The organism is Microbacterium sp. bgisy203, assembly GCF_965345155.1.
Lineage (GTDB): Bacteria > Actinomycetota > Actinomycetes > Actinomycetales > Microbacteriaceae > Microbacterium.
The window spans coordinates 54,319-72,010 of record NZ_CBDRLZ010000004.1; the positions used below are offsets into that span (position 1 = coordinate 54,319).

At 69.9% G+C, this 17,692-nt stretch carries 20 protein-coding genes; 6 read left to right on the forward strand and 14 right to left on the reverse strand.

Annotation, left to right across the window (positions count from 1 at the left end; genetic code table 11):
• Window positions 1–28: 28 nt before the first annotated feature.
• Genes ACRVYW_RS08060 through ACRVYW_RS08070 form a run of 3 tightly spaced genes read right to left on the reverse strand, consistent with a single transcriptional unit; the run spans window position 29 to window position 2,039 of the window.
• Window positions 29–724 (reverse strand): hypothetical protein, encoded by a 696-nt coding sequence (locus ACRVYW_RS08060; RefSeq protein WP_431803441.1) that lies wholly within the window; start codon window positions 722–724, stop codon window positions 29–31.
• The gene (locus ACRVYW_RS08065; RefSeq protein ID WP_431803443.1) at window positions 721–1,641 is read right to left on the reverse strand and encodes an ABC transporter ATP-binding protein; all 921 of its coding nucleotides are present in this window, start codon (window positions 1,639–1,641) and stop codon (window positions 721–723) included. The genes ACRVYW_RS08060 and ACRVYW_RS08065 overlap by 4 nt, the downstream gene beginning before the upstream one ends.
• Window positions 1,638–2,039, reverse strand: coding sequence for a GntR family transcriptional regulator (locus ACRVYW_RS08070; RefSeq protein ID WP_431803445.1), 402 nt, complete (start codon window positions 2,037–2,039; stop codon window positions 1,638–1,640). Before ACRVYW_RS08070 ends, ACRVYW_RS08065 begins: the two co-directional genes overlap by 4 nt.
• 390 nt (window positions 2,040–2,429) lie before the next feature.
• Between ACRVYW_RS08070 and ACRVYW_RS08075 the strand changes: the two genes are divergently transcribed.
• From ACRVYW_RS08075 to ACRVYW_RS08085, 3 genes are all read left to right on the forward strand, one after another.
• Window positions 2,430–3,761 carry a quaternary amine ABC transporter ATP-binding protein gene (locus tag ACRVYW_RS08075; RefSeq protein ID WP_431803447.1) on the forward strand — a complete coding sequence of 444 codons (1,332 nt, stop codon included), beginning with the start codon at window positions 2,430–2,432 and terminating at the stop codon, window positions 3,759–3,761.
• Window positions 3,758–4,669 carry an ABC transporter permease gene (locus ACRVYW_RS08080; RefSeq protein WP_431803449.1) on the forward strand — a complete coding sequence of 304 codons (912 nt, stop codon included), beginning with the start codon at window positions 3,758–3,760 and terminating at the stop codon, window positions 4,667–4,669. The genes ACRVYW_RS08075 and ACRVYW_RS08080 overlap by 4 nt, the downstream gene beginning before the upstream one ends.
• A gap of 114 nt (window positions 4,670–4,783) precedes the next feature.
• Window positions 4,784–5,701 (forward strand): glycine betaine ABC transporter substrate-binding protein, encoded by a 918-nt coding sequence (locus ACRVYW_RS08085; RefSeq protein ID WP_431803451.1) that lies wholly within the window; start codon window positions 4,784–4,786, stop codon window positions 5,699–5,701.
• A 28-nt stretch (window positions 5,702–5,729) separates the two neighbouring features.
• Here the strand turns inward: ACRVYW_RS08085 and ACRVYW_RS08090 are convergent, their stop codons facing one another.
• From ACRVYW_RS08090 to purL, 4 genes are all read right to left on the reverse strand, one after another.
• A complete protein-coding gene (locus tag ACRVYW_RS08090; RefSeq protein ID WP_431803453.1) occupies window positions 5,730–6,545 on the reverse strand; it encodes a hypothetical protein in 816 nt (271 codons plus the stop codon).
• A gap of 9 nt (window positions 6,546–6,554) precedes the next feature.
• Window positions 6,555–7,442 carry a hypothetical protein gene (locus ACRVYW_RS08095; protein WP_431803455.1) on the reverse strand — a complete coding sequence of 296 codons (888 nt, stop codon included), beginning with the start codon at window positions 7,440–7,442 and terminating at the stop codon, window positions 6,555–6,557.
• A gap of 231 nt (window positions 7,443–7,673) precedes the next feature.
• A complete protein-coding gene (locus ACRVYW_RS08100; protein WP_431803457.1) occupies window positions 7,674–7,814 on the reverse strand; it encodes a hypothetical protein in 141 nt (46 codons plus the stop codon).
• 5 nt (window positions 7,815–7,819) lie between these two features.
• A complete protein-coding gene (gene purL, locus ACRVYW_RS08105; protein WP_431803459.1) occupies window positions 7,820–10,153 on the reverse strand; it encodes a phosphoribosylformylglycinamidine synthase subunit PurL in 2,334 nt (777 codons plus the stop codon).
• 214 nt (window positions 10,154–10,367) lie between these two features.
• Between purL and ACRVYW_RS08110 the strand changes: the two genes are divergently transcribed.
• On the forward strand, window positions 10,368–10,763 hold the full coding sequence (locus ACRVYW_RS08110; protein WP_431803461.1) for a VOC family protein: 396 nt from the start codon (window positions 10,368–10,370) through the stop codon (window positions 10,761–10,763).
• A gap of 19 nt (window positions 10,764–10,782) precedes the next feature.
• Complete coding sequence (locus ACRVYW_RS08115; RefSeq protein ID WP_431803463.1) at window positions 10,783–11,130, forward strand: TraR/DksA family transcriptional regulator; 348 nt, start codon at window positions 10,783–10,785, stop codon at window positions 11,128–11,130.
• Window positions 11,131–11,217: 87 nt separating this feature from the next.
• Here the strand turns inward: ACRVYW_RS08115 and ACRVYW_RS08120 are convergent, their stop codons facing one another.
• The gene (locus ACRVYW_RS08120) at window positions 11,218–11,499 is read right to left on the reverse strand and encodes a hypothetical protein (RefSeq protein ID WP_431803465.1); all 282 of its coding nucleotides are present in this window, start codon (window positions 11,497–11,499) and stop codon (window positions 11,218–11,220) included.
• A gap of 89 nt (window positions 11,500–11,588) precedes the next feature.
• Window positions 11,589–12,197 (reverse strand): hypothetical protein, encoded by a 609-nt coding sequence (locus ACRVYW_RS08125; protein ID WP_431803467.1) that lies wholly within the window; start codon window positions 12,195–12,197, stop codon window positions 11,589–11,591.
• Window positions 12,198–12,351: 154 nt separating this feature from the next.
• On the opposite strand from ACRVYW_RS08125, the gene ACRVYW_RS08130 reads away from it, so the two are divergent.
• Window positions 12,352–12,888 carry a hypothetical protein gene (locus ACRVYW_RS08130; protein WP_431803469.1) on the forward strand — a complete coding sequence of 179 codons (537 nt, stop codon included), beginning with the start codon at window positions 12,352–12,354 and terminating at the stop codon, window positions 12,886–12,888.
• A 189-nt stretch (window positions 12,889–13,077) separates the two neighbouring features.
• Here ACRVYW_RS08130 and ACRVYW_RS08135 read toward each other — a convergent pair whose 3' ends face one another.
• From ACRVYW_RS08135 to ACRVYW_RS08155, 5 genes are all read right to left on the reverse strand, one after another.
• The gene (locus ACRVYW_RS08135; protein ID WP_431803471.1) at window positions 13,078–14,064 is read right to left on the reverse strand and encodes a sucrase ferredoxin; all 987 of its coding nucleotides are present in this window, start codon (window positions 14,062–14,064) and stop codon (window positions 13,078–13,080) included.
• Entirely contained in the window at window positions 14,061–15,287 is a 1,227-nt protein-coding gene (locus ACRVYW_RS08140; protein ID WP_431803473.1) for a cupin domain-containing protein, read from the reverse strand. Before ACRVYW_RS08140 ends, ACRVYW_RS08135 begins: the two co-directional genes overlap by 4 nt.
• A complete protein-coding gene (locus ACRVYW_RS08145) occupies window positions 15,284–15,541 on the reverse strand; it encodes a BatC protein (protein ID WP_431803475.1) in 258 nt (85 codons plus the stop codon). Before ACRVYW_RS08145 ends, ACRVYW_RS08140 begins: the two co-directional genes overlap by 4 nt.
• Before the next feature lie 410 nt (window positions 15,542–15,951).
• Window positions 15,952–16,677 carry an HIRAN domain-containing protein gene (locus ACRVYW_RS08150; protein WP_431803477.1) on the reverse strand — a complete coding sequence of 242 codons (726 nt, stop codon included), beginning with the start codon at window positions 16,675–16,677 and terminating at the stop codon, window positions 15,952–15,954.
• Window positions 16,678–16,866: 189 nt separating this feature from the next.
• Window positions 16,867–17,451: a hypothetical protein gene (locus ACRVYW_RS08155; protein ID WP_431803479.1), complete on the reverse strand. Its 585-nt coding sequence runs from the start codon at window positions 17,449–17,451 to the stop codon at window positions 16,867–16,869.
• Window positions 17,452–17,692: the final 241 nt, after the last annotated feature.

Consider the following 17,692-nt stretch of genomic DNA (forward strand, 5'->3'; position numbering starts at 1 on the left):
AGCGAGCGCAGCGAGTCGAAACGGGGCGTCAGACGGTCGTCTTCCGGAGCACGGCCGCCGCACCCAGCGCCTGCGCGAGGGTGATCACGGCGAGCACCGCGGTGAGACCCCACACGCCGGACTCGACGATGAACGTCCACACCTGCGGCCAGGACTTCGTCACCGTGATCGTCCAGATCACGCCGAGAAGCACGAGCGCGATGCCGACGAGGATGAGGGTCAGGCGGAACGCGCCCCACCGCTTGTAGACGGTGGCGGTCCAGAACCCGAGCGTGAACACGAGCATCGTCAGGGTGAAGAAGAACAGCCCCGCGACGAACGGTCCCGACGCCCATAGCCAGTCGAGGCGGAAGAAGTAGCCGCCGATGCCCCAACCGCCCGTCGCGTCTTCGATGAGACCTCCGACGACGAAGACCAGCGCGAGCAGCGCCGAGGCCAGCGCCGCTGTGAGCATGGTGCCGAAGAAGAACTCGCGGCGCGTGACGCTGAGCGCCTGCGAGAACGGGAACGTGAGGGTGAGCGCCTGCACCCCGACGGCGACGAAGTACCAGAGGGGCGCCTGCGCGCCGCCGCCGTACATGTTGGTCGTGACACCGCCGGCGGCGAGGATGGCCCAGATGATCACGGAGATCACGAAGGCGCTCCCGAGGATCAGCAGCGGCACCCACAGGTACGTCTCGCGGTTGGCGAGCTGCATGCGGACGACGTTCAGCGTGCGACTCATCGTCGTGCTCCTTCCGTGGATGAGGGCGAGGGTGTGGATGCCGCGGCGGTCGCGGCGTGCTGAGTGAGGCGGACGATCAGCTGCTGCAGCGAGACCGGTGCAAGGTCCAGCCCGGATGCCTGCAGGCGCGCGCGGTCGTCGGCGGTGAGCTCGCCGAGCACCGTGACGCTCGTGACGTGACCGAGGCTCTCGCGGTGGATCACCTCGCGTCCGTCGACGAACGCCTCGACCGCCGCCGCGTCGCCGACGATCGTCGCGGCGCGCGAGCGCACGGCATCCGTCTCGTCGTCGAGCACGATGCGCCCACCGTCGATGACCACGACCCGCTCGATGAGGTTCGAGACCTCGTCGATCAGGTGGCTGGAGAGGATGACGGTGCGCGGGTGCTCCGCGTAGTCCTCGAGGAGCCGGTCGTAGAAGATCTGGCGGGCGACGGCATCCAGGCCGAGGTACGGCTCGTCGAAGAACGTGATCTCGGCGCGCGAGGCGAGGCCGATGATGACGCCGACCGCCGAGAGCTGCCCGCGCGAGAGCTTCTTGATGCGGGTCTTGAGGGGGAGTTCGAAAGCGGTGATGAGCTCGTCGGCGAACGCCTGATCCCAGTGCGGGAAGAAGAGGCTCGCCATGCGGAACGCGTGGGCGGGGAGGGCGTCTTCGGGGTAGCGCTGGCTCTCGCGGACGAAGCAGATGCGCGAGAGGACGCGGGCGTTCTCGTACGGTTCCTCGCCGAAGACGCGGGCCTCTCCCGAGGTTGCGAAGTTCTGCGCTGTGAGGATCGACATGAGCGTCGTCTTGCCGGCCCCGTTGCGGCCGAGCAGGCCGTAGATCACGTTCTCGTCGAACGTGACACTGACGTCGTCGAGCGCGAGGGTGTCTTTGTAACGCTTGGTGAGGTGCTGCACCTCGATGACGGTCATGAGGGGTGTCCTTCCGTGATGTCGGGATGGGTGATGACGGATGCCGTGGCCCGCTCGCGCACCAGCTGGGCGAGGTCGTCGGGGGTGAGGCCGAGGGTGCGCGCCTCGGCGAGGAGCGGCTCGATGAAGCGGTCGGCGAAGGCTCCGCGCCGTTCGGTGAGGAGCTGGGCGCGGGCGCCGGGGGCGACGAACATGCCGATGCCGCGGCGCTTGACCAGCACACCTTTCTCGACGAGCATGTTCACTCCCTTGGCGGCGGTGGCCGGGTTGATGCGGTAGAAGGCGGCGAGTTCGTTGGTAGAGGGGGCGCGGGTGTCCTCGGCGAGACTGCCGTCGAGGATGGAGTCCTCGACGCTCTCCGCGATCTGCAGGAAGAGTGCCTTTCCCTCTTCGATCACACCGGCTCCGTCCTGGTTAGTGGGTTAGTTACTTGACTAAGTAACCATAGAACCAGCCTGCCGTCAAGAGTCGCGCACACGCGTGTAGCAAGCACGGGTGCAGATGTCGAATTTGCGTCTTCATGCGGGCGCATGAAACGTTGGATGACGGCCCTGACGGGCCCCACTCGACCAGTCCGCGGTCGACCCCGTGCCACCGAGAACCCGAAACTCTCCGGCGCCGGGCGAGCGTACGGTCGGCGGTCCGGGCGCGGAACCGACTTCTGCGCCGACGCTCCTGATGCCGAACATGCCGGCGCCGAACCCCTCGGTGCCGAACATCCTCGAGCCGACGACCGTCACCCGGACGTGACCGTTGCAGCCTGTGCACCGGGCTGCCCGAGGTGTCCTGTGACCACTGCATCCGTTCCTGAAACCACGCCTCCCGCGCTCGAGGCGAGGAATCTCTTCAAAGTCTTCGGCCGCGCTCCGAAAGAGGCGGTGAGCCGACTGCGCGCCGGCGAAACCCGCACCCAGGTCGCCGACGCGGGGACCGCCGCCGTCATCGACGCGAGCTTCACGGTTCAGCCCGGCGAGATCTTCGTCATCATGGGCCTGTCGGGTTCGGGCAAGTCGACGATCATCCGCATGCTCAACGGCCTGCTCCCCCCGACCGCCGGTGAGGTCGTCATCGACGGACGGAACGTCACCACCGCCTCTGCCACCGAGCTGCGCGCCATCCGGCGCGAAGAGGTGTCGATGGTGTTCCAGCACTTCGCGCTGCTGCCGCACCTCAGCGTTCTCGACAACACCGCCTACGGCCTGGAGATCCAGGGCGTCGGCAAGACCGAGCGTCGTGCGCGCGCCATGGAGGTGCTCGAGCGCGTCGGCCTCGGCGACCGGGCCGATGCGATGCCCGACGAGCTCTCCGGCGGCATGCGCCAGCGCGTGGGCATCGCCCGCGCGCTGACGGCAGGCACCGGCATCCTGCTCATGGACGAGGCCTTCTCGGCCCTCGACCCGCTCATCCGCCGCGAGATGCAGGAGCAGCTGGTCGAACTCCAGCGCGAACTCGGCCGCACGATCGTGTTCATCACGCACGACCTCAACGAGGCGATGTTCCTCGGCGACCGCATCGCGGTCATGCGCGACGGCCGCATCGTCCAGAACGGCACGCCGGAGGAGATCCTCACCGATCCCGCCAACGACTACGTCGCGCAGTTCGTGCAGGACGTCGACCGTGCCCGTGTGCTCACCGCCGCCTCGGTGATGGAGCCCCCGCACCTCACGACGCCGCTCACCGCGGGCGTGCGCGGGGCGCTGCGAACCCTCCGTTCCCAGCAGGCCGGGGCGGTGTTCGCGACGGAGAACCGCCGCCTGGTGGGCGTGGTCACCGACCGTGCCGTCATCCGCGCCGTCAAGGCCGGGCAGACCGACCTGCGCCAGATCGTCGATACCGCGGTGCCGACCGTCGGCCCCGACGACCTGCTCACCGACATCGTCGAGACCGCCGTCGAGGCGCACGTCCCCCTCGCCGTCATCGATGAGCACCGGCGCCTGCTGGGCGTGATCCCCCGGATCACCCTGCTCGCGGCGCTCGGGAACGTCCCCGCCGTCACGCGGGAGATGCCCGTCATCCAGACCCCGATCGACATGGTGGCCGAGTTCACACCGCTCGTCGATGCGGCGGCCGGGTCGCCCACGCCGCCCGCCGAGGCCGCGACGGAAGGAGCACGCTCGTGAACGGATTCCGCATTCCCCTCGGCGAGTGGGCCGAAGCGGTCGTCGACTTCCTCGGCGACGCGTTCGGCTGGCTCTTCGACCTCATCGCCGGAGCGCTGCGAGGCGTCTACGACGGGCTCGACTGGCTGCTCACCGCGCCCCCGTTCTGGGTGATCATCCTGGTGTTCGCGGCGGTCGCGTTCGTCGTGCGCGGATGGAAGCTCGCCCTCGGCACGGTGCTCGGACTGCTGCTGATCGTCGGCGTCGACCAGTGGGAGAACGCGATGGACACGCTCGCGCTCGTCCTCGTCGCCGCCGTCATCGCGATCGTCATCGCGATCCCCATCGGCATTTGGGCGGCGCGCAGCGACCGCGTCTCGCGCATCGTGCGTCCCCTCCTCGACCTCCTGCAGACGATGCCTGCGTTCGTCTACCTGATCCCCGCGATCTTCTTCTTCGGCGTGGGCGCGGTGCCCGGCATGATCGCCACGATCCTGTTCGCGATCGCCCCCGGCGTGCGCCTCACGGAGCTCGGCATCCGCGGCGTCGACCCGGAGATCGTCGAGGCCGGTCAGGCGTTCGGAGCGACGCCCGGGCGCGTGCTGCGGCAGATCCAGATTCCGCTCGCGCTGCCCTCGATCATGGCCGGCATCAACCAGGTCATCATGCTGAGCCTGTCGATGGCGGTCATCGCCGGCATGGTCGGCGCCGGGGGCCTCGGCGGCGAGATCGTGCGAGCGCTCGGACGCATCAACGTCGGGCTCGCCTTCGAGGCGGGCATCTCGATCGTCGTGATCGCGATGATCCTCGACCGCGTCACCTCCGCGCTCGGCCAGGGCGATCGTGCCCGTCGCGTCACGAGAAGCAAGCGAGCGCGCGATGCGCAGGATGCCGCCGACTCCGTCAGCCGCGCGCCGGCCGCCGTCTGACCTTTCACACCCCACAGACCAGGCGGGCCCATCACCCGCCGGGGGCGCGGAGACTCCGCGTCTGACACACAACGACCGATCCGTGCACAGCACACGGATGGAGAGGACGTCACGATGACCCAGAGAAAGCATGGGACCAAGAGAAGGAACGTTCTGAGCACGATCGCCCTGGCCGGTGCCGCGGCGCTGACCCTCGCCGGCTGCGCCGGCGGATCGGGAGATGCAGGGTCGGGCGACGGCCCGGCCGACCGTCCGGTCGAGATCGCCGTCTTCAACGGCTGGGACGAGGGCATCGCCGCGTCGCACCTGTGGGAGGCGATCCTCGAAGAGAAGGGCTACGACGTCGACCTCACCTACGCCGACGTCGCCCCCGTCTACCAGGGCCTCGCGCGCGGTGACTTCGACCTCGTGCTCGACACGTGGCTGCCGATCACGCACGCGACCTACATGGAGCAGTACGGCGACGACGTCGACGACCTCGGTGCGTGGAACGACGAGGCGAAGCTCACCATCGCGGTGAACGAGGATTCATCGATCACCTCGCTCGACGAGCTGGCCGCGGCATCCGACGACTTCGGCGGACGCATCGTCGGCATCGAGCCCGGTGCGGGCCTCATGGAGGTGACGTCCGAAGAGGTCGTCCCCGGCTACGGCCTGGAGGACATGGACCTCGTCGAGTCGTCGACGCCCGCGATGCTCGCGGAGCTGAAGAAGGCGACGGATGCCGGCGAGGACATCGTCGTCACCCTGTGGCGGCCGCACTGGGCGTACAACGCCTTCCCGGTCCGCGACCTGGAAGACCCGAAGGGGCTCCTCGGCGACGCCGAGAGCATCCACTCGGTCGCCGCGACCTCGTTCGCGGACGACTTCCCCGAGGTGCACGAGTGGATCTCGAACTTCAAGATGCCCAGCGACATGCTGTACTCGCTCGAGGACGCGATGTTCAACGCCTACGACGGCGACGACTACGGCCCCGTCGTGCAGAAGTGGATCGAAGAGAACCAGGACTGGGTCGACGGCCTGACGGCCTGACGCATTCTCGCGCACGTCCCCACGGACGTCACGGACGGGGTTCGGCAGCGGCCGGGCCCCGTCCGTCGTCTGTTCCCGGCGCATCGGGCGTGGGTGCGGGCGTGGGTGCGGGTGTGGGTGCGGGTGCGGGTGTGGGTGCGGGTCCGAGCGCGAGGGCCACCTTCTCCTCGAGCACCGTGATCGCATCGTCGGACACGACGATCAGCCCGTCCAGCTCTTCGCGCACGCGCTTGTACGCGACCTGGCGTTCGGCGGGCGTCGCCGCCTGGTCGACGGCGACCGTCAGCAACTGCTGCGCCGTCGCGAGGCGCTTGCGCTCACTCTCCGTGAAATCCGAGTCGCGCAGCCGGCGCGCCTCCCGTTCGGCGACATCGAAGGCGACCTCGTAGTCGGTGACCGCAGCCGCGTAGGCGGCAAGCTCCTGGTCGCTCGGATGAGCCTTGACCGACGCCGGCCGCAGCCGGTCGGCGGTCTTCTTCGCACGGAGGAAGGCAGCCGTGAGGGGCTGGCGGCCGTCGCTGATCGTCGGGAAGGCGATGAGCTTCGCGACGTCGAGCTCGTAGTCGAGCCATCGCGCCGTGACGGCGTCGTGCTCGGCGAAGAGCTTCTCGAGCTGCGGTTGGCTCGGGGTCGGCTTCGTCAGAGGGCGCGGGTCGGATGCCGTCGCCACCTGCCGGGGCGGATTCGCCGCCTTCAGTGCGGCCTTCGCCTGCAGGATCTCGAGACGGCGCTTGTGGCGGGCGCGCGCACCGAACTCCCAGCGCCGCGCGAAGCCGCCCGCGACGGCCATGATCGGGAAAGCCATCCACCAGTAGTCGCGGGCGAAGGCCCAGAACTCGTCCACGGAGAAAGCCTACGCGCGGCCGTTCCGCGGATCGTGCGGGTCGTCGTCGGCGTCGCGGGAGCGCGGCGTCGACATGCGCGAGAGGGCCTCTGCGCCGCGCGCCAGCATCGACTGAGTCAGGTTCTGCGCGATCTCCTGCGCCGAGGTCATCCATTCGGCGGGCGCGGTCATCGCGGGACGTGCGCTGTCGGGGCCGGGGCCGGCCGGCGCCGAGCCGGCGGCGCGGGCGCGGCGCCACGCCTCGGACTCCGCGGCCTCGAAGGAGCGGTACATCCGGGCCACGGCATCGCGGTAGGCGCCGAACTGGGCCGGTGTGATGCGGCTGGTCGCCGCGGCGGGCCGGAGCGCCCGGGCCCGGTGGTGGTCGGCGTGGAACGCGGCCGTCGCGGGGACGCGGGCGTCGCTCATCGCGGGGAAGGCGAGGACCTTCGCGGCATCCGTCTCATACTCCATCCACCGCGCCGTCAGGGCGTCGTCGGCTGCCATGACCCGCGCCAGGGGCAGGTGCGCGGGGTCGTCCGACCGAGCGCCGAGCGCCGCGCGATCGGCGGAGAGGTTCGCGCGGCGGGCGCGGAGGGTGGCGGAGGCCGCCTTGGTCTTGCGCTGCGCGGTGTCCAGAGCCCGACGGGCGGCGGCCACCTCTTCGCTCGTGCCGTAACCGGCGGTGCGCGCGGCCTGCGCGCGGGTCAGTTCGGCGCGGGCCGCCCGGACGCCGAGGCGCGCGGTCGTCGCGTCTTGCCGAGCGGTGCGCAGCGCCTCGCGTGAGGCGTCGTAGGCGAGCCGACGCGCCTTCGCGGTGCGTTGCCCGCGCAGGCCGAACCAGCCGAGGGTGCCCGCGCCGATCACGGTCGGCCCGATCCACCAGAACTCGGCGACCATCGCCCAGACCGGATCCACGTCGCCATGCTATCCATCGTGCCTGACAACGGTCGGGGAGTCTCGCCCGCACGCGGGTTACACAGAGGACTCCGGCTCGCCTGATGCTCGCGAATCACCACCCGATTCGCGAGTCACCGCCGAAATCGCGCGAATCGAGCGGTGATTCGTGAAAGCGGCGGTGATTCGCGTGCGGTGCGGTGCGGTGCGGTGCGGTGCGGTGCGGGGTGGGGTGGGGTGGGGGACCGCGCGTCAGCCGAAGATCAGGGCGAGGACGACGGCACCGCCGCCGCCGAGGATCAGCGCGATGATGACGACCCACGCGATGATGCGCGTGCGGCGTGCGCGCTTCGCGACGAGCGCATTGAATTCTTCGTCGGAAGGCTTGGTCATGCCGCTCAGCCTACGGGTTCGGCGACGGTCGGACCGAACACTGCCGGGAGAGTCCCCTGCGAGATGCCTCGGAGCTCGGGCACCGTGAGCGTGAAGACGTCCTGGATCTCGAGGGCCGGCTCGTCGCCGTCGGCGGCGGGGTCCGTCACGCCGATGCGCAGCACCGGGTAGCCGCGTCCTTCGCACAGCCCGCGGAACTTCACGTCCTCTTCGCGCGGCACCGACACGATGACACGTCCGGTCGACTCGGAGAAAAGGGCGGTCGCGGCATCCACACCGTCGCGCTCCATGATCTCGCGCAGCCACACGCGCGCCCCGACCCCGAAGCGCATGACGGCCTCGGCGAGAGCCTGCGCGAGGCCGCCGGAGGAGAGGTCGTGCGCGGACGAGACGAGTTCCTGCTGGGATGCCGCCTGGATCAGCTCCGCGAGACGCTTCTCCGCCGCAAGGTCGACCGCCGGCGGGCGTCCGCCGAGGTGGCCGTGCACCGTCCCCGCCCACTGCGAACCGCTGAGCTCGGTCGCGGTCACGCCGAGAAGGTAGATGTTCTCGCCGGCATCCTGCCAGCCCGAAGGGATGCGCCGGGCGACGTCGTCGATGATGCCGAGGACTCCCACCACCGGGGTCGGGAAGATCGGCACGTCGCCGGTCTGGTTGTAGAAGCTGACGTTGCCACCCGTGACCGGCACGCCGAGCTCGAAGCACGCGTCGGCGAGGCCGTCGACGGCCTGCCCGAACTGCCACATGACCTCGGGGTTCTCCGGGCTGCCGAAGTTCAGGCAGTCGGTGACGGCGGTCGGGACGGCGCCGGTGACGGCGACGTTCCGGTACGCCTCGGCGAGGGCCAGCTGCGCCCCGGCATACGGGTCGAGCTGGCAGTAGCGGCCGTTGCAGTCGGTCGCGATCGCGAAGCCGAGACCCGACTGCTCGTCGACGCGGATCATGCCGGCGTCATCCGGGAAGCTGAGCGCCGTGTTCCCCATCACGTAGTAGTCGTACTGGTTCGTGATCCAGCTCGTGTCGGCGAGGTTCGGGCTACCCAGCAGCTGCAGGAACTGCGCCCGCAGCGTGTCGGGGTCGTCGGTGCGGGGGAGGGCGGATGCCGAGTCATCCCGCAGCGCGTCGATCCAGGTCGGGTAGGCGACCGGGCGCTCGTACACCGGGCCGTCGACCGCAACGGTCGAGGGGTCGACGTCGACGATCTGCTCGCCGTGCCAGAAGATCTGCAGGCGACCGTCGCCGGTCACTTCGCCGAGGACGGACGTCTCGACATCCCACTTGGTCGTCACCGCGAGGAAGGCATCCAGCTTCGCGGGGGAGACGATCGCCATCATGCGCTCCTGCGATTCGCTCATGAGGATCTCTTCGGGCGTGAGCGTGGGGTCGCGCAGCAGCACGTTCTCGAGGTCGACGCGCATGCCCGAACCGCCGTTGGCGGCCAGCTCGCTCGTCGCGCAAGAGATGCCGGCGGCGCCGAGGTCTTGGATCGCCTCGACGAGCTCGCCGGCGTAGAGCTCGAGGCAGCACTCGATGAGGACCTTCTCGGCGAACGGGTCGCCGACCTGCACGGCGGGGCGCTTTGTCGGCCCTCCGTCGGCGAACGTGTCGGAGGCGAGGATCGACGCGCCGCCGATGCCGTCGCCGCCCGTGCGGGCGCCGAAGAGCACGACCTTGTTGCCGGCGCCGGTGGCGTTGGCGAGCTTGATGTCCTCGTGACGGAGGACGCCGACCGCGAGCGCGTTGACGAGGGGGTTGCCCTGGTAGACGGCGTCGAAGACGGTCTCGCCGCCGATGTTCGGCAGGCCGAGGCAGTTCGCGTAGAAGCTGATGCCGCTCGTCACGCCGTGGACGACGCGGGGGGTGTCGGGGTGGTCGATCGCGCCGAAGCGGAGCTGGTCCATGACGGCGACGGGGCGCGCGCCCATCGAGATGATGTCGCGGACGATGCCGCCCACGCCGGTCGCGGCGCCCTGGAAGGGCTCGATGTAGCTCGGGTGGTTGTGCGACTCGACCTTGAAGGTGACGGCCCAGCCCTCGCCGACATCGACGACGCCGGCGTTCTGGCCCATGCCGACCATGAGGCGCTCTTTCATCTCGTCGGAGACCTTCTGCCCGAAGCGGCGCAGGTAGATCTTCGACGACTTGTAGGAGCAGTGCTCCGACCACATGACGGAGTACATCGCCAGCTCGCCGCTCGTCGGGCGACGGCCCAGGATCTCGCGGATCTGCGCGTACTCGTCGGGCTTCAGGCCCAGCGCGGCGTACGGCTGCTCCTTCTCGGGCGTGGCGGCGGCGTTTTCGACGGTGTCGGCAACAGGCGAGGTGACGGGGGTGCTCACGCGGCGGGACTCCAAGACTCGGGAAGCCGGCGGGGGATGCCTCGAGTCTAGCCGCGCGCGCTGGTGGCGTCGGCGGGCTCGTCCGCGGCTCAGTCGGCGTTCACTCCCGGTTCGGTGCGAGCGCTTCCTCGCCGGGCTCCTCCTGTTCCGAGTCGTCTGAGCGCGCAGTGCAAGGGGCATCGCGTGTGTCCGGACCGGGTCGTAGAGTCGGCGCATGACCGGCATCACTCCCTACCTGCACTTCGACGGCGCGGCGCGTGCCGCGCTCGAGTTCTACCGCGACGTGTTCGGCGGCGAGATCGTTCTGAACACGTACGCCGACTTCGGGCGCGCCGACGGGCCCGCCGAAGCCGTCGCGCACGGCATGCTGCAGGGCCCCGTGGAACTGTTCGCGGCGGACACGGCGCCCGGCGAAGAGACGACCGTGCTGCGAGGCATCCAGTTCGCGTTGCTCGGCACCGCCGAGCCGGACGTGCTGGAGCGGTGGTTCGCGATCTTGGCGGCCGACGGCGGAGTTCTCGATCCGTTGACGCTCAAGCCGTGGGGCGATCACGACGGGCAGGTGCGCGACCGTTACGGGGTCACATGGCTGATCGGTTACCGGGGCTGATGAGCGCGGAGCTGCGTGCATGAGTGAGAGGGCCGATGTCGTGGCGGAGCTGCGGGCGCGGGCGGCCGAGCTCGATGCGCTGCTCGCCCGGCTCGCCGCCGACGACGCCGCGGTACGCGCCGACCGCGCCGATCAGACCGCCGACGACGAGCACGACCCCGAGGGGTCGACGCTGTCGGGCGAGTGGCAGCGTATCGAAGCGCTGCGCCGGTCGACCGCGGCCGAGCGCAGCGAGGTGAAGGCCGCGCTGGAGCGCGTCGCGGCAGGCACCTACGGCGTGTGCGTCGTGTGCGGCTCCCAGATTCCCGAAGGGCGGCTCGAAGCGCGCCCGTTCTCGACGATGTGCGTCGCGTGCGCCTCAGCGTGAGCACCCGCTCCCGCGTGTGAGCGCACCGCGCGCGCTCGTCTGGATCGTCGTCGAGCAGCGCGCGCGGTTCGCTCCGATGAGCGGGGTTCAGACTCTCTGGCCGGTCACCGGGTCCCAGTCGTCGTCGGGGTAGTCGATCACGCCGATGCCCACCGCTTCGTGGTTCGGTTCGGGATCGGACCTCTTGGCGGGCGCCTTCGGCTCCTCATCATGCGGCTTCTCGGTGCTCGGCTCGGGCGCTTCCGCCGCGGCATCCGTCTGTGCTCCCGGCTCTTCTCTCGGCTCTTCGGGCGCGGCGTCCTCGGGAGTGGCCTGGTCGGGAGTGGCCTGGTCGGGAGTGGTCTGGTCGGGAGTGGTCTGGTCGGACATGGGGACCTCCGTCGTGCCTGTCACCGTTCGTGAGACGAGTCTGCGCGTGCTCGGCGCGGTGCGCAGGGGGGTTGACAGCGGTGCGATGCCTACTCGAGTCCCATGTTCGCCAGGACGCCCGTCCAGTTTCGGGTGAACGCGCTGACGTCGCTGTCGTACTCGGACGCCGACGCCCAGAAGCCGTCGCCCCTCGTCGTCTCCGGCCCGAAGAGCGCCTCGACCGCGGACCTCAAGTCCGCCAGACCCTCACCGTCCTCGCGGTAGCCGGCCACGACGCGCACGTCCACCTTCTTCTCCTCGCCGATGGGCACCGCCGTGATCAGCGTCTGGCGCAGCACGTCCTCGGGGACGGCATAACGCGGCGGCATGTGTGTGCTCTCGTCGGTCGGATCGATCGGCTCCATCGACGACACGTCTGCGGGGGCGATCTCGACCTCGACCCTCAGGTTGCAGGCTCCCTCGCAGTTGTCCGCTCCGCGGTACGCCGTGATGCGCCAGGCGCCTTGGTGGGTATCGACGGACTCCAGCGCCGGGCTGATCTCACTCAAAGCATCGTTGATCTCAGCGTTGCTGGCGTTGGATGCACTGTCGAACGGAGAGCGGTTGTCGGCGAGGGGGATGAGGAAGCACCCGGCCAGCGTCGTCGCCAGAATCAGCGCGCTCACGCAGACGGCGAGCGTTCGTTTCCACACGCGCATGAGGATCCTTCGTGACGGTCCAGGGAGACTGAGCCTATCGACCGCGCCGCGATGACGCCGCCGACGCGCTCGCGGCGTCAGGATCGCGCCCGAACACGTATGTGACGCGTGAGGGTGACTGCGGCGCCGGCGGCCGCCGCGTAGACCGGAGGGCATGACCCTCACCTCACTCCTCCCGACCCTGCGGCGCAGCATTCCCGACCCCCTCGCCCGCGACGTCTGGCCGGTCCATACCGTCGCCGCTCGCGACGACCTCGTGATCGGCGGTGTCTCGCTCGTGCGCTTCGTCGCGCTGTGCGACACGCCCGCGGTGATGACGGCGCCGGCGGTGATCCCCCTGTCGGGCGGCGTGGCCTCACTCACCGCGACCACCTCGGTCATTGCGGTGCGCATCGTCCGCGTCGAGCGCAGCGACGGCGCCGCGGCCCTGCCGACTCTCGTCCTCGACGGAGCGTTCACGGCGTGTGCGCCGGAGTGGAGCCACGCGCGCGTCGTCGGTCGCATCTGCGTCGGCGCCGATCGGCGCTTCGCGGTGTCCGAGGCTGCGGGACGCGCGGTGGATGCCGTCACTCTGCTCCTTCCCGGCGACGTCACCGCGGGTGATGTCCTCGCCGTCCCGTGCGTCGGAGCCGTCTCGGTGGGCGATGTCCGCCCCACGGAACCCGCGCGTTCCGTCCTCGGGGCGGCGTGATGCTGCTCGCGACGATCGTGTGGGCACGGCGCTGCGCCCGTGTCGAGGCGGCGGCGTCCGCCGCCGGTTCCCCCGCCGGAGGGGCGGATGACCCGGCATCGCACACATCGGAGAGCGCGGCGGTTCCGCTGACGCCCGGAGCGTGACGGTCGTCTGACGGGGCGCGATGGTCGCGGGCATCCCGCACGTTCAGCGCCGTCGAGGCTCGATCGCGACGAGGGCGAACTGACGCACGGGTGCGGCGATCGTCGCCGTGCAGGTCGACAGCAGCGGATCCGACAGGGTCTCGCGCATCGTCACGGTGACCTGCGGCTGCCCACCTGACGCGCCGAGTCGCACGTGCACGAGGGTGCCGGCGGGCGCCTCCTGGCGGTTTTCGCCGAGCGGAGGCCACGCGTCGATGCCGTCGTCTCCGAATGCCGCCCGCGCGAAGGCCTGCGCCGCCTGTACCGGCATCGTCAAGGCGGTCCGTCCCCGGTAGAGCGCGGGCAGCACGAGACCGCGCGACGCCGCACCGACGATGTCGAACACGGCACCGGCGGTCACCCGCCCGTACGAGAGGCCCTGCGGCAGGAGAAGCATCGTCGCGGCGAACCGGTCGCCGCCGAGGTGGGAGCACTCCCATGTCTCTTCCGGGTACGCCGCCGCGAGAGAGGTCACGACCGGGCGTCCCTTCACGGCGCAGCACTGATCGTGGCGAGCGTGCGCACAGACGAGGTAGATCGGGGCCGAGGATGCCTCGGAACGCTCACGGTCGACGGCATCCGCCTCAGCGGCATCCCGCGGCACAGGATCCAGCGGCACAGTCAGCAGGTCTTCGGCCTCCGCCGCGAACCCCCAGCGCACCCCCTCGCGGCCGGGGCGGACATCGGCGACCGCCCAGCGCCAACCGGTCGTCGCCCGACGCTCGTCGGCGCGCCGGCCGGGCCGCCGGATCGCCACGGGACGGATCCCGGCCGCCTCCGCACGGCGCACGAGCGCTCGCCCGACGGTCGGGTCGAGGCGAGATTCGAGGAACGCATGCCGGCCCCAGGATCCGTCGATCTCGACGAGCAGCCAGCGCTCGCCGAAGCCCGCGGTGCCCGCGAGCGGGTCGGCGCGATCCGCCGAGCGGTCGCTGCACGGCTCCCACCGCCCCGCCTCGAGCCCCGTGGAAGGAAGCGCGGTCGCGCTCATCGGACGACGAGGACCGCCTCGCGCACGAGGCGCCGCGAGACGACGAGCGACGAGTCGGGGTCGAGGGCGGGGAGAGATCCGGCGGCGTGATCGGCGGAGGTCAGGGCGTGGATGGCTGCGCTCGCCTCGGCGGGCAGGGTGATCGTCCGATCGGGAAGGACGATGTGGACGCCGGCGTCGTCATCTTGCACGTGCGCCGGCAGCCCCGTGCGCCAGCCGACGATCGTGGACGGCGCGAGATCGGCGAGGAGGTCGACGGTCGCAAGCGGGCGGACCGGCGCGGGCCGGGTCGCGCGCTCGAACGCGCGCTCCATCCCGGCGCCGAGGGCGGAGGCATCCGCACGATCGAGCAACGCCCGCGCGGCCGAGACCGTGGCGGCGATGTCGTCGGCGAACGAGGGAGAGAGGTAGTCGACGCCGAGCGCGAGGGGGCGGCGGAGCTCGGGATCCTCACCCGCCTGAGCGACGAGGCGCTGGAGAACGTCGAAACGCGTCGCCGCGCGCACGCCGATCGTCAGGTGCACGGAGGTGCCGCCCTGCGCGACGGCGGAGTGGATCCAGCCGCGAGGGAGGTAGAGGACGTCGCCCGGCTCGAAGGTCGCGTCGATCGCGGGCGTCTCGCGGGCGCGGGCGGCGACCGCGTCGCGGTGGTCGCTCCAGGGCTGGTCGGCGAGCGGGTGCTCGTGCACCGGTTCGTGGATCGTCCAGTGCTTCGCTCCGGAGATCTGGATCACGAACACGTCGTGCGTGTCGTAGTGCGGATCGAATCCGCGGGAGGATGCCGGGGTGATGTAGGCGTTCACCTGCGCGGGATGCCCGAGGTCGGCCACCAGCTGGCGGGTGAAGTCGGCGATCGGCGCCCACGTGCGGTGCAGGCCCTGGAGAACCAGGCTCGCCCCGCCGGCGAATTCGCGGAGGACTTTCGCGGAGTCGAGCTGGTCGCCGATCTCGGCGCCGAACCCGCCCGAGCCGGTGAACGAAGGGGGCGAGAGGACGGAACCCTCGTGGGCCATGCGCACGAAGGGGGTACGGAGCGCGCGGTCGGCGACGAGGTCGTCCACTGCGGCGGCGCTGAAGAGGTCGTCGAAACTCCCCTGCGCGCGCGTCAGGAGCGGCTGCGTGCCCCAGTACTCCGACGCGAAGGCGTCGGGGTCGAGTCCGGTCAGCCGCGCGAGCGCGGGGGCGGGCCGACTTCTCGACCCGCCCCCGTCACCCGAACTCACGCAGAGCCGTCCGCGCCGCCGTCGTGGCCGCCCGGGTTGGCGCCGCCGTCGGCCGTGCCTTCGCCGGCCGAGGCCGAGCCGTCCGCGCCGCCGTCGTGGCCGCCCGGGTTGGCGCCGCCGTCCGCGGGACCTTCGCCGGCCGAGGCCGAGCCGTCGGCTCCGCCGTCGTGGCCGCCGGGGTTCGCTCCGCCGTCGGCGGGGCCCTCCCCGCCTGCGGCGCCCGTCGTCGTGATGTCGTCGTCGTTGATGCTCATGGGACCTCCCGGGTCTGCCGCCGTTGATTGTGGGCCGGAATCGACCCTCCAGCGTGACAGTACTCCCGCTGCTCCGCGCCGGGGAGGGGGTTGACGCCGTCGTGGTGGGCGGCGGCGCGTTCACGCGCCGAGGTCCGCGCGAACCACGGTGTGTTCGGCGCGGAGTCCGTGGGCGCAGCCCCACCCGGAACAGCAGCACCGTTCTTCGCCTCACGCGCCGAGCTCGTTCGGGGATCTAGGGCGAGCAGGGCTGGTGTCGGGAACGCGGCGAGATGACACTAGATGTCACGTAGAACGCGCGGTTTCGGGCGGCCGGGGTCGACTTTGTCGTGACACTTTCCCGGGGATGCCTGCATGGCGTGACAGAGCGGCGGCCGAGGGAGCTGCTGACTCATGTGGCCCCGGCGCGGTTAGTCTCGCTGTGCTTCGAGGCGGCAGAGCACGCGGACGTGGGCCGGAGCATCTGGATTCACGCGTTCAGCCACTGCGGTGATGGACCATCCATCCTTGATGCGGCTGTGCACATCCCCGCAGAGCCAGTCGGGCACGTATCCGAACTTCTGGCCATCGACGGTGCTGACAAGAACGGCCTTCGGGTTCACCTCGTTGCCCTCCTCGAGCTCGAGGCGAAGGTTCGCACCTTCCCCTAGCAACGCGATCGCGGCGTCGGCTTCAACGAAATAGCGGACACCAGATACGAAGAATCGGCTTGCTAGCCGGTCGGCTTGGGTGAGAGGAAGCTCGACTACGTGGAAGGTGTCTGTTGCTCGCCCGCCGCCCGTGCGAGCCAACACCTCGAATGGCACATCCTCCGGGCTGAGATCCTCGATTCCGAGCCAGCTGAGGTAGCGGTCGTAATTTGGGCGATCGACGGAAAGGATGCGATTCGCGAAGAACGCTGGGACTTCATCCGAGACGTAAGCGGCATCGCGATCGGGGTATTCAAGCAGTGGGACGAAGTCAGGGTCGTTCCACGCGCCCGCGAGATAGTGGAAGGCGAACCGCCCGCCGGGCAAAGCGTTGAGCTGGCCGACCTTGATGAAGAGCCTGGACGTCGGGTTCTGCCAGACGAGGATGAGAGTCCTTCGGCTCGCCGTGAGATCGAGCTGGTCGCGATCAAGTGCGTGAGTAGCCATCGAGCAACCTCCTCCGATTCGTCGCCAACAGCCGGAGAACGAATGTACAAGTGACCTCAGACATTATCGCGCGCGGGATCTGTGAGACGACGGAATGAACTGCATCTTCCGAGATCGCATCGAGTTGATCGATCCAGAACACGCGAGCCGTTGCCGATGCAAGCCCCAGTGCGTGCAACGCGAGATCCGTCAGCTTGGGCTTTCCGGCGAAGTGGTGGCTGGTTCCGCGCTCCACCCAGCGCATGAGTGGCCTTCGTCGTTCAACATCCGTAAACGTCTCTCGTCTCGCTCCTGGAAGCCGAGCGCGTTTCCGTGGTCGAACGAGGGCGCCAGTCGGCGCTCGTCTCCGCGGAGGATGACTGCCCAGTTCTCGTGGTGCCGATCGCGCCCCGCAACCCAGGCATCCATCAGGACATAGCCGGCCCAGGCGTCAAACGCGGTGAAGCCGCTCGGCCAGTCAACATCGGCTGGCGGCCCAACCTCGCCGAGGGCATCCCGGACTGCCATCGGTGTGTACCCCTGGTTCTCCCCTTGGACTGACTGGTCGTAGTCGGGGAATCGCGCTGACAGCACGCTGTTGCCATGATCGAGATACTCAAGGCGGTCTCGCAGTACCGATCTTGAAACGATCGCCCGTCGTCCCTCCAGCGTTGCCGGACGCACGGTCGCGCTCGGGACACCAAGCTTCTCCGCCAACTGGTGGACGGTCCACTCGGCCCAGTCCTCCCCGCTAACAGTCCCGTCGTGCTCGTCGAGACGCGCAAGTTTGAGCAACCACTGCCGCTACCCGAACATTGGGAGATCGACCCACCACTTCTCCTTGGATCCCATCGGTTCGTCGGCCTCGGCGGAGCCTCGTACGAAGTGGAGGGATTCCCAGGCGGTTGGCACGGGGTTGACGCTACCGGCGAGCCCGGCGGTCGGCCATCTCAATGGATGCGCGTTTCGTAGGACGTGTCGTGGCGACGCAGCTTCAGATGCCCTACTTCGTCAATGTCGGCGGCCTCGGGCATCA

Excerpts from the sequence above, each read along its gene's own strand:
- ACRVYW_RS08060 (WP_431803441.1), bottom strand. The coding sequence starts at position 724 with ATGAGTCGCACGCTGAACGTCGTCCGCATGCAGCTCGCCAACCGCGAG.
- ACRVYW_RS08065 (WP_431803443.1), bottom strand. The coding sequence starts at position 1,641 with ATGACCGTCATCGAGGTGCAGCACCTCACCAAGCGTTACAAAGACACC.
- ACRVYW_RS08085 (WP_431803451.1), top strand. The coding sequence starts at position 4,784 with ATGACCCAGAGAAAGCATGGGACCAAGAGAAGGAACGTTCTGAGCACG.
- ACRVYW_RS08100 (WP_431803457.1), bottom strand. The coding sequence starts at position 7,814 with ATGACCAAGCCTTCCGACGAAGAATTCAATGCGCTCGTCGCGAAGCGC.
- ACRVYW_RS08110 (WP_431803461.1), top strand. The coding sequence starts at position 10,368 with ATGACCGGCATCACTCCCTACCTGCACTTCGACGGCGCGGCGCGTGCC.
- ACRVYW_RS08115 (WP_431803463.1), top strand. The coding sequence starts at position 10,783 with ATGAGTGAGAGGGCCGATGTCGTGGCGGAGCTGCGGGCGCGGGCGGCC.
- ACRVYW_RS08120 (WP_431803465.1), bottom strand. The coding sequence starts at position 11,499 with ATGTCCGACCAGACCACTCCCGACCAGACCACTCCCGACCAGGCCACT.
- ACRVYW_RS08125 (WP_431803467.1), bottom strand. The coding sequence starts at position 12,197 with ATGCGCGTGTGGAAACGAACGCTCGCCGTCTGCGTGAGCGCGCTGATT.
- ACRVYW_RS08130 (WP_431803469.1), top strand. The coding sequence starts at position 12,352 with ATGACCCTCACCTCACTCCTCCCGACCCTGCGGCGCAGCATTCCCGAC.
- ACRVYW_RS08135 (WP_431803471.1), bottom strand. The coding sequence starts at position 14,064 with ATGAGCGCGACCGCGCTTCCTTCCACGGGGCTCGAGGCGGGGCGGTGG.
- ACRVYW_RS08145 (WP_431803475.1), bottom strand. The coding sequence starts at position 15,541 with ATGAGCATCAACGACGACGACATCACGACGACGGGCGCCGCAGGCGGG.
- ACRVYW_RS08150 (WP_431803477.1), bottom strand. The coding sequence starts at position 16,677 with ATGGCTACTCACGCACTTGATCGCGACCAGCTCGATCTCACGGCGAGC.